At 58.4% G+C, this 12,120-nt stretch carries 12 protein-coding genes; 2 read left to right on the plus strand and 10 right to left on the minus strand.

From position 1 onward, the window contains the following. Positions 1-5: 5 nt before the first annotated feature. Genes MRK42_RS20035 through MRK42_RS20050 form a run of 4 tightly spaced genes read right to left on the minus strand, consistent with a single transcriptional unit; the run spans position 6 to position 3,564 of the window. Positions 6-782, minus strand: a complete 777-nt coding sequence (locus MRK42_RS20035; protein WP_005306167.1) for an ABC transporter permease subunit — start codon at positions 780-782, stop codon at positions 6-8. Then, positions 775-1,674: an ABC transporter permease subunit gene (locus MRK42_RS20040; protein WP_005306164.1), complete on the minus strand. Its 900-nt coding sequence runs from the start codon at positions 1,672-1,674 to the stop codon at positions 775-777. The genes MRK42_RS20035 and MRK42_RS20040 overlap by 8 nt, the downstream gene beginning before the upstream one ends. Next, positions 1,674-2,507, minus strand: a complete 834-nt coding sequence (locus MRK42_RS20045; protein WP_043171849.1) for an alkaline phosphatase family protein — start codon at positions 2,505-2,507, stop codon at positions 1,674-1,676. The genes MRK42_RS20040 and MRK42_RS20045 overlap by 1 nt, the downstream gene beginning before the upstream one ends. A gap of 10 nt (positions 2,508-2,517) precedes the next feature. Next, positions 2,518-3,564, minus strand: a complete 1,047-nt coding sequence (locus tag MRK42_RS20050; protein WP_005306158.1) for an ABC transporter substrate-binding protein — start codon at positions 3,562-3,564, stop codon at positions 2,518-2,520. Between the two features lie 197 nt (positions 3,565-3,761). On the opposite strand from MRK42_RS20050, the gene MRK42_RS20055 reads away from it, so the two are divergent. Next, the gene (locus MRK42_RS20055; RefSeq protein ID WP_354688595.1) at positions 3,762-4,574 is read left to right on the plus strand and encodes a UTRA domain-containing protein; all 813 of its coding nucleotides are present in this window, start codon (positions 3,762-3,764) and stop codon (positions 4,572-4,574) included. 227 nt (positions 4,575-4,801) lie between these two features. Here MRK42_RS20055 and MRK42_RS20060 read toward each other — a convergent pair whose 3' ends face one another. The 5 genes from MRK42_RS20060 to MRK42_RS20080 all read right to left on the minus strand — a co-directional run bounded on the left by MRK42_RS20060 (position 4,802) and on the right by MRK42_RS20080 (position 10,291). Beyond that, the gene (locus tag MRK42_RS20060) at positions 4,802-5,566 is read right to left on the minus strand and encodes a helix-turn-helix transcriptional regulator (RefSeq protein WP_026457035.1); all 765 of its coding nucleotides are present in this window, start codon (positions 5,564-5,566) and stop codon (positions 4,802-4,804) included. Positions 5,567-5,804: 238 nt separating this feature from the next. Next, entirely contained in the window at positions 5,805-5,999 is a 195-nt protein-coding gene (locus MRK42_RS20065; protein ID WP_354688596.1) for a hypothetical protein, read from the minus strand. Between the two features lie 47 nt (positions 6,000-6,046). After that, positions 6,047-7,417 carry a C4-dicarboxylate transporter DcuC gene (gene dcuC, locus MRK42_RS20070; RefSeq protein WP_026457034.1) on the minus strand — a complete coding sequence of 457 codons (1,371 nt, stop codon included), beginning with the start codon at positions 7,415-7,417 and terminating at the stop codon, positions 6,047-6,049. Between the two features lie 830 nt (positions 7,418-8,247). Beyond that, positions 8,248-9,246, minus strand: coding sequence for a diguanylate cyclase (locus MRK42_RS20075; RefSeq protein ID WP_354689066.1), 999 nt, complete (start codon positions 9,244-9,246; stop codon positions 8,248-8,250). 178 nt (positions 9,247-9,424) lie between these two features. Then, a complete protein-coding gene (locus tag MRK42_RS20080) occupies positions 9,425-10,291 on the minus strand; it encodes a helix-turn-helix domain-containing protein (RefSeq protein ID WP_354688597.1) in 867 nt (288 codons plus the stop codon). A 75-nt stretch (positions 10,292-10,366) separates the two neighbouring features. Between MRK42_RS20080 and MRK42_RS20085 the strand changes: the two genes are divergently transcribed. After that, complete coding sequence (locus tag MRK42_RS20085) at positions 10,367-10,765, plus strand: VOC family protein (RefSeq protein ID WP_042070979.1); 399 nt, start codon at positions 10,367-10,369, stop codon at positions 10,763-10,765. A gap of 693 nt (positions 10,766-11,458) precedes the next feature. On the opposite strand, the gene MRK42_RS20090 is transcribed toward MRK42_RS20085, so the two are convergent. Then, a complete protein-coding gene (locus MRK42_RS20090) occupies positions 11,459-12,055 on the minus strand; it encodes a hypothetical protein (RefSeq protein ID WP_268855508.1) in 597 nt (198 codons plus the stop codon). Between the last annotated feature and the right edge of the window lie 65 nt (positions 12,056-12,120).

Here is a 12,120-nt window from a genome sequence, read left to right on the forward strand (position 1 = left end):
TTGATTCACCTATGAAATCTGTTCGCCGCCCAGGTGAGCAGCAGGGTCAGCAGGAAGTAGCTCATCACCAGCGCGCTGGTGAAGTGGCCCGAGGTCGAACGCATGTTGTAGAGGTAGACCTGCAGGGTCTCGTAACGGGTACCCACCAGCATGTTGGCAAACACAAACTCGCCGAGCAGGAAGGAGAGCGACAGAAACAGCGCCGCCAGCAGCCCCTTGCGCAGGCAGGGGATCACCACCAACAGGAAGGCGCGCCGGCTGCTCGCCCCCAGCAGGTGGGCGGCATCCATCAGATCCCTGAGCGGTACTCCCTGCAGGCTGTTGGCCAGCGCCCGGTACATGAAGGGGAGCACCACGGTGAACCAGGTGCCGATCAGGATCCACGGTGTGCCGATAATGGGCAGAACGCCGTCGGCGTAGATCTGCAGCAACCCCACCGACGACACCACGGGCGGCACCGCGAAGGGGAGCAGGATCAACAGGTTCATCCAGGGATCCAGCTTTGGGAAGTAGTAGGCCACCACCAGCACGGTCGGTACCAGCACTAGCGTGCCGAGCAGCAGGGTGGCGAAGCAGACCAGCAGGCTTCGGCCAAACGCCGCCAGAAAGCGCGGGTCGCCCCAGAGCTTGAGATACCAGTCGAGGGTGAAGCCGTCAGGCAGCAGGGTGGCCCCCCAGCGGGTGGAGATGGAGTAGAGAAAGGTGGCCAGCAGCGGCAACAGCAGGGTAGCCACCAGGGCTCCCAGCACCCAGCGCGGCCAGCCAGGTTTCAAATCATGCATGGGATTGCCCCTTGTTCACGTAGCTCTTTTTCAGCAGCCACTGGTTGGCGGCCGTCACCACCCCCAGCAGCACCATCAGGATCACCGCCAGCGCCGCCGCCATATTGGGCTCGAGGAAGATGTCGCCGGAGACCAGGCTGGCCACCCTGATAGTCACCAGGTTGAAGTTGCCGGTGGTGAGGGCGTAGGCGGAGGCATAGGCCCCCACCGCGTTGGCAAACAGGATGATCAGGGTGCCGAGCAGCGCAGGCGTAAGCACCGGCAGCGCCACGTGCCAGACATATTGGCTCTTGCTCGCGCCGAGCAGGGCGGCGGCCTGCGGCCACTCATCCTGCAACGCATCGAAGGCCGGATAGAGCAGCAGCAGGGCGAGCGGGATCTGGAAGTAGGTGTAGATGAGGATGAGACCGCTGCCGGAGTAGAGGTTGAAGCCGTCGATGAGGCCCCAGGATTTCAGCAGCAGGGTCACGGCGCCATTGATGCCGAGAATGATGATGAAGGCGAACGCCAGCGGCACCCCGCTGAAGTTGCCGGTCATGGTGACAAAGGCCAGCAGCAGCCGTTTCACCCGCTCACCGCTGTGGCGCAGCGCCGCCGCCCCCAGCGTGCCGATGGCGAGCCCCGCCAGACTGGCGATGCCGGCGATGCGCAAGGAGTTGCCGAACGATTGCAGATAAAAGGGGGAGCTCAAAATCTCCCGGTAGTAGTCGAGGCCCCAGCCGTCCGGGGTCTGAAAGCTGCCCACCAGCACCCACACCATGGGGGCGAGCTGGAACAGGATCATCAGGAGAACGAACGGCAGCAGCACCAGCGCGGGCAGCCAGTGGCGGCGCAGCCGGCGCCGGGTGACGGTCGGTTGATCCGCGAGGATCTCGGTGGTGGCGGGCATCATCAGTGTACCTCCGGCAGGTTGCCGGCCTTGAGCAGCGGCGGGCAGCCCGGCTTGTCGTGGGAAACTCCCAGCAGGTCGGCCATCAGGGCGCAGAGCTGGGTCTGCTGCATGGCGGGACCGGCCGGCCACTGGGCCACGAACGCATCGCCAAACAGCCAGAGCGGTACCCGGCGCTCTTCGGTCAGGGTGCCGCCGTGGCTGAGATCGTTGTTCATGCCGTGATCCGAGGTGATCACCACCTGATACCCCTCCGCCAGCCACTGGGGCAGCAGGTCGGCCAGCAGGCTGTCCATCCGGCGCGCCTGATTGCGGTACTGACGGGAGTCGAGGCCGAACCTGTGGCCCGCATCATCCACCCCCATCGGGTGGATCAAGAGAAAATCGGGGTCGTACTGGCTGCGCAGCCACTCGCCATCCATCAGCAGGTGGCTGTCGGGGTAGCCGTCATCCCAGTAGAAACAGCCGTGCTGGATGGGCAGTCGCTCGTCATGGGTGAAGCGATCACGGGCCGCTTGCCAGGGGCTCTGGTTGTAGAGCTCGCTTATCCAGTGGTAGGCCGCCGCCGCGGTGCGTTTGCCGCCCGCCCGGGCCAGATGGAAGATGGACTCCTGCCGACTGAGACGGCTCACCCCGTTGTGGGTGATGCCGCTCTCCACCGGCGTCGTTCCGGTCAGGATGCACTCGTAGAGGGGCCGGGAGAGGGAGGGGAGGGCGCAGCTCAGGGTGGCCTGCAACCCCTGTCCCGCCTCCACCATGCCCGCGAGGTAGCCCATGCAATGGGCTACCTCGGCGGAGAGGCCATCCACAAGTACCACTATCACCTTGTGTTGCACTGGCCGCTCCTTACTGCATGTTGATCATGACGGTTTCCTGCCACTGGCGCGGCAGGGCCTTGGAGCTCTGCTCCCAGGCTGCGTGATCCTGGACCGGTTTGGCATTGGCGTACTGCTCGGCCGGCAGCAGCTTGGCCTTGACGTCATCCGGCAGAGTCACGTTGCTGCGGATGGGGCGGGCGTAGCCGCGCGCCAGGTTGATCTGACCGGCGTCGGAGAGGATGTATTCCCGCGCCAGCTTGGCGGCATTGGGGTTCTTGGCCCACTTGTTGATGATGGTGGTGTAGCCGGCGATGACGGAACCGTCGCTCGGGATCACCACATCAAACTTCTTGGGGTCGATCTGGTCGCGGTAGTTGAGCGCGTTGAAGTCCCACAGCACACCCACTTCCACTTCGCCCTTCTCGATGTTGGCGATGGTGGGGTCGTTCAGCGACAGACGGCCCTGCTGGGCCAGCTTGCCGAACAGCTCCAGCGCAGGCTTGAGGTTTTTCTCGCTGCCGCCGGTGGCATAGGCCGCCGCCAGCACGCCGTTGTTGGCCTGGGAGGCGACACCCACGTCACCCAGGGTCACCTTGTAGTCGCCGCCCAGCAGGGATTGCCAGCTGGTGGGGGCGGCCTTGACCAGATCCTTGTTGATCAGGAAGGCGATGGTGCCGGTATAGGCCAGCATCCAATGACCGTCCGCATCTTTGGCCCAGTTCGGAATGTCGGCCCAGGTGGAGGGTTTGTAGGGCTGGGTGACTCCCTGCTTGACCGCGACCGGGCCGAAGGCGCCGCCCACATCGCCGATGTCGGCGGTGGCGTTGCCCTTCTCGGCGGCAAACTTGGCGATCTCCTGGGCCGAGCTCATGTCGGTGTCCTGATGCTTGATGCCGTAGATGCTGCCGAGTTGCTGCCAGGTATCCTTCCAGTTGGCCCAGCTGTCCGGCATGCCGACGCTGCTGAGCTGGCCTTCACCGCGGGCGGCCTTCTCGAGATCCGCGATGTTCTCGGCGGCAAACAGTGGCTGACTGATGGCCACCAGGGCCAGTGCACTTGCGATCACGCTTTTCATCATTCCATCCCTCTGGACTAGGTCAGTTAAGGTTCGAGAGGGATGCTAGAGGGGAAATATGACGGTGGCGGGGCGCTTTGATGGCAGTTTGATGACAATCGCCCTGTCATGGCGCTGTCATCCTGCACGGTTACAACTCTCAATCCGAGTGAGGCTGGACTACTCCAGCGAGGGATGAACCAGCCACGGCAGCCAGGATGATCGACAGGAAGATGAGCGTGATCGAACCGAGATTGAGCGAGCGGGCAGTGGCCGACGGCCGTGCCTCCAAGTGTGAACAGATTTGCCAGACCCTGCGCCGCTATATCGGCAGCGGCCAGCTGGGTGCGGGGCAGCAGCTGCCCGCCGAGCGGGCCCTGAGCGAGCGCTTCGCCACCACCCGCATCACCATCAAGGAGGCGCTCTCCAGTCTCGAGGCGGATGGCCTCATCTACCGGGCTGAGCGGCGCGGCTGGTTCGTGGCACCGCCCCGCCTCACCTACGACCCCGCCATCCACACCCACTTTCACCAGTGGATCGGCGAGCAGCAGCGCACCGCCGAGACCCGGGTGCTGGCCCACGGCGGCGAGCTGGCCAGCAGCGAGCTCTGCCGCTGGATGGGGCTGGAGCCTTTTACGCCGCTCTATGAAATCCGCCGCCTGCGCCTCATCGACGGTCGTCCTGTATTGCACGTCAGCCACCACCTGCTGGCCAGCCGCTTTCCCGACATCGCCAGCGCGCCGCTGGCCAGCTCCCTCACCGAGCTCTATCGGGAGCGCTATGGCATAGGCCAGGGCGGGGCGAGTCTCGAGATCACCCCCTCGGCGGCGCGCGGCGCCATTGCTCGCTCCCTCAATCTGGCGGAGGGGAGCGCCGTGCTGCGGCTGGTGCGGGTCAACTACGACGAGCGGGGAGCGCTGGTGGATTGCGACATCGAACACTGGCGGCCGGATGCGATCCGCATTCACCTCGATACACGAGCATTGCAGCCGCTCGCAGGCACGCTGTCGCAAGTCCGGCTCGCCGATTAGGGAATATCCAGAGCACTGTCGAGCACAGTGGCGATCCGCATCCATCTCGATACCCGCACCATGCCGCCTGTATTCGAGGGGGCCATTACAGACCCTGGTCGCGGATCGGGGATGAGCCGGCGAACACAGACGGGCAGCGCGGGCGCGCATGAGGTCATGGGTATCGCCTGAACAGGCGGACAACTCCGGGAGATAAAGAGACGCGGATCCCACGGGATCCGCCGGGATCAGTTGTCGATATTGGGGATCAGGTCGTCGAAGCTCTGGTAGCCGCAGTCCGCCAGTTGCAGCGACATGGTGTAGGTCTTGCTGTGTTCCTGATGGCCGATGGCGGGGCGATTGAGCTTGAGTTCCTGATGCCAGTACTCCTTCATCCGCTCGATCAGCGCCATCGCCTCGCTCTCGTTGAGATGGAGCTGACACAGGGCCATGTAGTTGTTGGGCTTGTGCATGTTCTCCACCAGATAATCCCCCAGCACCGACATCGCCTGGCGGGCCTGCTGGCGAGCGAAGCGGCTGTGCTGCTCGAAGCTGATCCGCTCGCTGATGAGGAAGTGATAGCTGTTGTCGAGGCCAAGCTGCAGTATGCCGAGCTTCTCCAGCTTGCGCAGGTAGAGGTAGCAAGAAGCGTCGGTCAGGCCATACTCCCGCTTGAGATCGATCAGGGTCTTGTCGCGCCAGAAGATATTGGCGAGAAAAGCGTAGAGGCCGGGCTCATTGTGAAACGCCTCGTCCTGCTCCTGAGTGAAGACGGCGCGCCGACTCTGGGCATCCTGAGTGCGATCCAGCAGCTCTTCAAATGACAATCCCACCAGATGGCAGATCTCCAGCAGGGTGTCGAATGGCAGGGAGGGCTTGTTCATCATCCGTTTGACGGTAGCGATGGAAACCCCCATGGCCTCCGCCAGGGTCTGATAGCGGATCCCTTTATCGGTCAGGCTCTTTTTCAGGGTATCGAGGATCTGGTTGGCCAGGGTCTGGCTGTAGGTCATGCCACTCTTCCTTGTTGTTGCAGCTTGATTGCATGGTTATGCCGAGTCAGCTTATGAGCCACATTAAGGCATAAGGCTCAAATATTGACACCGAAAAATTGTCATCGAGAAAAAATGCCCCTGCGAAGGGCGAAGGCCAGACCAGTTACGGAAGCAAGTATCAAAAATTGATACTTGGCAGCGCATATCTTTCAACTCGTAAACATTTTACTAGTGCTGCATATAACAAGGCGCATAATCAAAACGTATCGAATTCAAGACCTTCCTGGTTGAGAAATCGATTGTTTGCTTCCAAATTTTTTGATTTTAAACCGCAAGGTTTTTTCTCTTTCCTGGCATTGAGCGGCGCTTGCAAGAGCCCCGCTCTTTTCTTTTGCCCGCATCCGGTGAAAAAGGCAATCCCTCCCCCACCAACCAAGCAGATTGGGTGCATAAAAAAGCGCCTGCCAATGACAAGCGCTTGCCTCCTTGTTGTAGCGATCAGATATAACGGATCGCGGTCAGCACCATCACCACCGCCATGCTCGCCATCATGGGCACGAAGGTACGTTTCACCACATCCACCGGGCTCAGATTGGCAATGCCGGCTACCGTGATGATCACCCCGGCCACCGGAGAGATGGTGCGGCCAATCCCGGCGGCAAACAGGATGGGAACCAGCAGCAGCAAGGGGTTGATGTCGAACTGGCCCGACACCAGCGGCACTATGGGAATAAAGGCCATCACGGGCGCATTGCCGGAGCCTGTGATAAAGGCGGTCAGCAGGATGAAGAGCGAGAAGACCAGCGACAACCCGATAGGGTTGAGATCGAACGACTTGGCCAAATCAATCAGCTGGGTGATGGCGCCAATATTGGTAAGACCGGCTGAGAAAAACTCGGCTGCCAGCATCAGGGTCAGCACGCTGCCGAAGATCATGCCGGTACCGGTCAGCCAGGCTTCGAAGTTGGCAAACGCCTTGTTGATGGAACGGTAGCGCAACGCCTCGATAATGATGCAGAGGGTCATGGTCGACATCATGGCCACCGGAATGGTCATCTTGATGGCGCTGACAAACAGCTCGGAGAAGCCGAACAGAAAGACAAAGGGGATCACCGGCAGCAGGGCGTAATAACCCGGGGTGTCATGGTGTTTCTCCTCCAACTCGTGCAAATACTTGCCCCGCTCGGCGGCGGTGTCGTAACCCTCTTTGCGGTCGCAATATCGCTGCCATGCGATGTTGACGAAGGGAATACACACCAGCAGTGCGATCTGGAACAGCAGTTGATGATTCACCACAAACGGCATCACCTCGATATTGATCGCCTTGGCTCCGATCACCGCATTGATCTGGCCGGGGCCAAACTCCCAGGCGGTGGGGATCACGATAGTGGCCACCGCCGTCTTGGCGCTGATCCCGGCATTACGCAACAAGGGATAGAGGGTGCCCATCAACAGCAGGGAGAGCGAGGTCGCCCCTGTGATAAAGACATAGAGGATGGAAACCAGCAGCAGGATGATCCCCAGCAGGACATAGGGGTTCTCCAGCGCCATGATCGGGCGGGAAGTGGCCTTGACCAGGGCCGCCGAGGCGCCGATCTGGTTGAGGTAGGTCGCCACCCCCGCAATCGCCACCAGGGTCAAACCGGTAGAGGCAAGACGGGAATTGGTCACCATGGCGAACTTCTCCCACAGATCGAAGAACCAGAAGCCCTGGCTCTCTTCGGCAGGCAGAATGGGAGTGATCCCCATCCATTGGGCATAAGCCAGCAGCACCAGACCCGCCGTCAGCAAGGTCGCCTGTGGATTGAACCGCTTGAGCATGGCGTAAGCCACCAGCCCCACCACTACCAGAATCAATATTGTCGACATTTCTCCCCCTGTTGCGGCACAGATCAGGCCTGGCCACATCTGATTGCTGTTGCTGAAAATAGCCATTTTGGCGGGGGCAACGATAGCCTGAAAATATAATAAGGGATTGTGATTACTCTCCCAATAACCAATATTGAGTCAACTGTCAGACGTCAAAGATATATCGTCATCACAATAATATCCCCTGTGGCAAGGGGATAAGCGAACTTATTATGATATAACCCTATTCAATGGGTACAACCTGAATTAAGGCGCACTGTCTCGATCATCGAGCTTTCTGTTCCCTTCATGAGCAAGATAAACATCACACAGCCAGGTAGTCCGCTATAACAAAAACAAGCAGCACTTTATGCTGGTTATAAGATTGGAATGCAGGAGTAAACTTCATCGAACCACAAGTGATCCACCTGGCACTCCAGGGTTAATCAGGGTAAAAAGAATCTACTTACTCCACGATTGATAAACAATCGGCCAACAAACGATGAGTAATCTGTCGCCGCGTAAACAGGTCACAAAATAGCAAATCAGTTCAAGCAAAGATTCCGTTCAATATAAAATCAGCAGTGAAAGAATATATTATTTAACCTTAACACCCACACTTATCAATTTATCATCATGACAATACTCGCTATCACTTAAAATATATAGGTAACAGCGACTCATTATTATCAACCATCCATACGACAAGCCCTCCCCTCATAGAGCGTCAACAAGATATCCATGACGGTTATCCAGGAGAGCCGCACAACCTAGGCCAGGTCGAACCACACACCATGACAAAGGGCCGGAGGCATCGCCATCCGGCCCTTTGTCATATGCCATTCCCCCCTTCAACAGACCCGGTTCTTGCCCCGCTGCTTGGCTTGATAGAGGGAGCGATCGGCCCGCACCATCAGGCTTTCCGGCGGCTCGCCCTGCTGGTACTCCGCCAGTCCGAAGCTGATGGAGATGGGCATATGAGGACAGATGGAGGCTACCGCCATCAAGGCCTGCAGCTTGTTCGCCACCTTCCTGGCATCCTCCAGGCCCGTGTTGGGCAGCACTACCATAAACTCGTCGCCACCCCAGCGGGCCAGCAGATCGATCTCGCGGATATGGTTGCGCACCAGCGCCACTATGTTGATCAGGGTCTGATCCCCGGCGGCGTGGCCATGGCTGTCGTTGATCCGCTTGAAGTCATCCACATCCATGGCGATCACGGTAAACACCTGATGGAAACGGCGGGCCCGCTCGCATTCCAGCTGCAACACCCGCTCCAGCCGGTAGCGGCTGGCGGCGCCGGTCAGGGAGTCGGTCTCGGCCAGCTGGCGATTCTCATCCACCTTCTGCAGCAAGGCCGCGTTGAGCTGCTCCAGCTCGGCGGTGCGCTCGGCCACCAGCTGTTCCAGCGACTGGTTGCGCCGCTCCAGCTGATCCAGCAGCAGCTTCTGGGCATTGATATCGCGATGAGCGCCTATCATCCTGGCCACGGAACCATCCTCGTTACGAGCGATGATCCGGCCGTAGTCCTCGATCCAGACGAAGGATCCATCCTGGCAACGGCAGCGGTACTCGACCCTGTATTCGGGAGAGGTGCCGTTCAGACAGGCATCGAAGTGGGCCATCACCCGCTCCATGTCATCGGGGTGGATCACCGTCTCCCAGGTGAAGACGTTGTTGCCCAGCGAATGGGGCTCGTAGCCCAGCATCCGGTACCAGCCGGGGTTGCGATAGACGAACCCGCTATTGGCGTTCCAGTCCCAGATCCCGTCGCTGATCACCTCGAGGATGCCGTGAACCACCGCCTCGCTGACATCCGATATCCGGATCGTCGTGCTCTCCTGCACCATAGTTATCATCCTGATTTCTGCCCCATGACCCTACGGGGAACAAGTCTATTCAACCCATCGAATTATCTTGGCACAGGATCCGGGATCTCTCCGCTTTCTGACTCACCCGGCAGCTCGGTCACCGCAAGCAGATCCCTTTGGCCAAGCGTCACCATGAGTGTGGCGCAGGGTTTCACTCTTATCCTTTTTTGAAGGCGGGATGATGCCGGTTGCGATAGTGGCTGGGGGCCAGGCCAAACTGGCGCTTGAAGGCGGTGGAGAAGTGGTACTCGTTCTTGAAGCCGCACTGCCGGGCCAGCCGCTTCATGGGATCGGCGCTGCTGGCCAGCAACAGGGCGGCCCGCTGCAACCGCAATCGCTGCAACAGCCCCATGGGGGCCAGCGCGAAGTGCTGCTGGCAAAGGCGGTAGAGCTGGCGCTCGGAGAGATGCAGAGTGCCGGCCATGCGCGCTACATCCCAGCACTCGGCCAGTGCATCCTTGAGCATCAGCTCGAGGCGCAGCGCCAGCCGCTCGCCGCGGCTCTGCCCCTCCCCCTTTTGCAGCAGGCGGCGCAGGTAAAAGCCGAGCTGCTCCACCAAGAGGGCACTGAGCAACGGATCCTGATGGCGTTCCTGCTCCGCATAGAGGTTCTCGACGGTGCGAAGCAAGGTGGCCTGCTGGGAAGTACAACCGAGCCGGGGGCGGCAGGCAAAGTCATCCCAGGGGGAGTCCCTGTGCAGCAGCAACCACACCAGATCCCACTCGCCCGCCTCACCCAAGTGATAGCAAAGTGGCTGGCCCGCCGGGATCAGGGCCCACTCGCCGACCTGGAGTCGCTCAAGACTATCCCCGACCAGCACCTCCCCCTCGCCGCCCAAGGTGATCAAAAAGCAGTGCACATGTTCGAAACGACGGGCGATACGGTAACGGGTACACAGGCGCGAATAACCTGCCAGCCAGATTTGCTCCTGGCCCAGGGCCGGCAGCAGGCTGTCGCAGCAGATCTGCTCGCGGCAGTCGGGGGAGACATCGATGAGATCGCTATTGGCAGTTTCAGACATCATCAGGACGGCGTCAGCCATGTCGGCAAGGATGGCGCGAGCATAGCATGGAGCCATCAACCCAAGGAGTGACACATCATGCACATTCATCACGTCGCCATCTGGGCGCAGGATCTGGAGGCCCTCAAAACCTTCTATTGCAAGCTGTTTGGCGGTCAGGCGAATGAGCGCTACCACAACCCGGCCAAGCAGTTTTCCTCCTACTTTGTCCGTTTCAAAGACGGCGCCAGTCTGGAGCTGATGCACACCCCCATCCTGTTTCCGGTGGATCTGCGCCTGCCTCACCCGCTACAGGGGCTGGCCCATCTCGCCTTCTCCCTCGGCAGCGTGGAGGCGGTGGACAAGATGACCGCCCGCCTCAAGCTGCTCAAGGGGGCCGAGGTCAAACACCTGGACGGCCCCCGCTGGACCGGCGACGGCTATTACGAGAGCACCTTCCTAGACCCCGAAGGCAACCGGCTGGAGTTGACCATCTAATACCTGAATGATCCCCTCACCCTGACCCTCTCGTAAGTTCGATTAGCGAAGCGTAATCGGACGATGGTAACGGCATTGCTCCCTTCTCCCGTTTATTTATAAAGAATGGGGAGAAGCGCTGGGGATAAAGGGGAGGAAAAAAGAGATTTCTCGGTAAACGTTGGGCTTCGCTACGCTCAGCCACAACCTACATAATCGGTAGGTTGGTGCTGAGCCTGCGAAGCCCAACATACGCGATGGATCCGTGGCTTTACCGACTGGCTCAAGGAGGAGGTCGCCCAGGGCCCCGGCTGCCAGCCGGATATACAGGCCGAACCATAAGCCTGAGGCGGTTGGGGAGTGTGGATATCCGACACTCGAATCTCTGGCTTGCCGAAACCCCGACCAAGGGAGCCTCCAATTAGATGCTCATCGGGTTACGCGACCATCCGGTTACGCGATTGTCCGATTACGCGACCGTCCGATTACGCTTCGCTAATCGAACCTACAAATTCCCAATAAACCAATGATCCGAATCATATCCAAGGAGGACAAATCTCCCTTCTCCCGTTTATTAAAGAAGGAGGAGAAGGGCTGGGGATGAGGGATTGGAAAAAGAAATCACATGGAAAACGTTGGGCTTCGCTGCGCTCAACCACAACTTACACAATCGGTAAGTTGGTGCTGAACCTGCGAAGCCCAACATACGAGATGTTATTTGTTTTTTGACAATCTTTCTATTTCACCAGATTTTTCTAGGACATACCACATAGCCTTGCCTAAGTTAGTTACATGATATTGCGTTATATATATCGGATTATGTTTTAGTAAACCTAAGTTTGAAAGCTCATATTGATAGTCCTCATCAAATCCCATCGAGATATCAGCATAATATGACCCCATGCATTTAGAAAGAGGCGGGCTATATCTTTGAATTACATTTATTAGACGCTGGAATGTATCTACATCATATCGTTTCTCACTCAAGCCAATCACCGCTTGAGCAAGCCATTCTGCCCTATTAACGTTCTGAGCATTATCAATAATGAAGATCAGCTCACATCCAAGCTCACTCAGCTTTTCTTTATCTAAAATGTTTTCGTCAACAGCGGTGATGTCATGTTCATTTAACTTACTGATAAATGCTTGCAATTTTTTCGCAAAGATAAGATTAGATATGTCATTTCCTGCTTGGAGTATTTTAAGCACAGAGCCAATGAGAGGAAAATCCTTGAGAACCCCCTCTTTTAAAAAATAATCCAAGGTAAACTCACCTACCTCGGAAAGCATGTCCAAAGCATTACCCTTCATATATATTTCTCCAACACTATTTCCTCATACCACAATATTCGGTATGTAGAAAGATGATTAGACAA

The organism is Aeromonas sp. 19NY04SH05-1 (genome assembly GCF_040581895.1).
GTDB lineage: Bacteria > Pseudomonadota > Gammaproteobacteria > Enterobacterales > Aeromonadaceae > Aeromonas > Aeromonas enteropelogenes.

Bases quoted from the DNA above. Each gene is read 5' to 3' on its own strand.
- MRK42_RS20090 (WP_268855508.1), bottom strand. From the start codon at position 12,055: ATGAAGGGTAATGCTTTGGACATGCTTTCCGAGGTAGGTGAGTTTACC.
- dcuC (WP_026457034.1), bottom strand. From the start codon at position 7,417: ATGTCGACAATATTGATTCTGGTAGTGGTGGGGCTGGTGGCTTACGCC.
- MRK42_RS20085 (WP_042070979.1), top strand. From the start codon at position 10,367: ATGCACATTCATCACGTCGCCATCTGGGCGCAGGATCTGGAGGCCCTC.
- MRK42_RS20040 (WP_005306164.1), bottom strand. From the start codon at position 1,674: ATGATGCCCGCCACCACCGAGATCCTCGCGGATCAACCGACCGTCACC.
- MRK42_RS20080 (WP_354688597.1), bottom strand. From the start codon at position 10,291: ATGATGTCTGAAACTGCCAATAGCGATCTCATCGATGTCTCCCCCGAC.
- MRK42_RS20035 (WP_005306167.1), bottom strand. From the start codon at position 782: ATGCATGATTTGAAACCTGGCTGGCCGCGCTGGGTGCTGGGAGCCCTG.
- MRK42_RS20065 (WP_354688596.1), bottom strand. From the start codon at position 5,999: ATGCACCCAATCTGCTTGGTTGGTGGGGGAGGGATTGCCTTTTTCACC.
- MRK42_RS20055 (WP_354688595.1), top strand. From the start codon at position 3,762: ATGATCGACAGGAAGATGAGCGTGATCGAACCGAGATTGAGCGAGCGG.
- MRK42_RS20075 (WP_354689066.1), bottom strand. From the start codon at position 9,246: ATGGTGCAGGAGAGCACGACGATCCGGATATCGGATGTCAGCGAGGCG.
- MRK42_RS20060 (WP_026457035.1), bottom strand. From the start codon at position 5,566: ATGACCTACAGCCAGACCCTGGCCAACCAGATCCTCGATACCCTGAAA.
- MRK42_RS20050 (WP_005306158.1), bottom strand. From the start codon at position 3,564: ATGAAAAGCGTGATCGCAAGTGCACTGGCCCTGGTGGCCATCAGTCAG.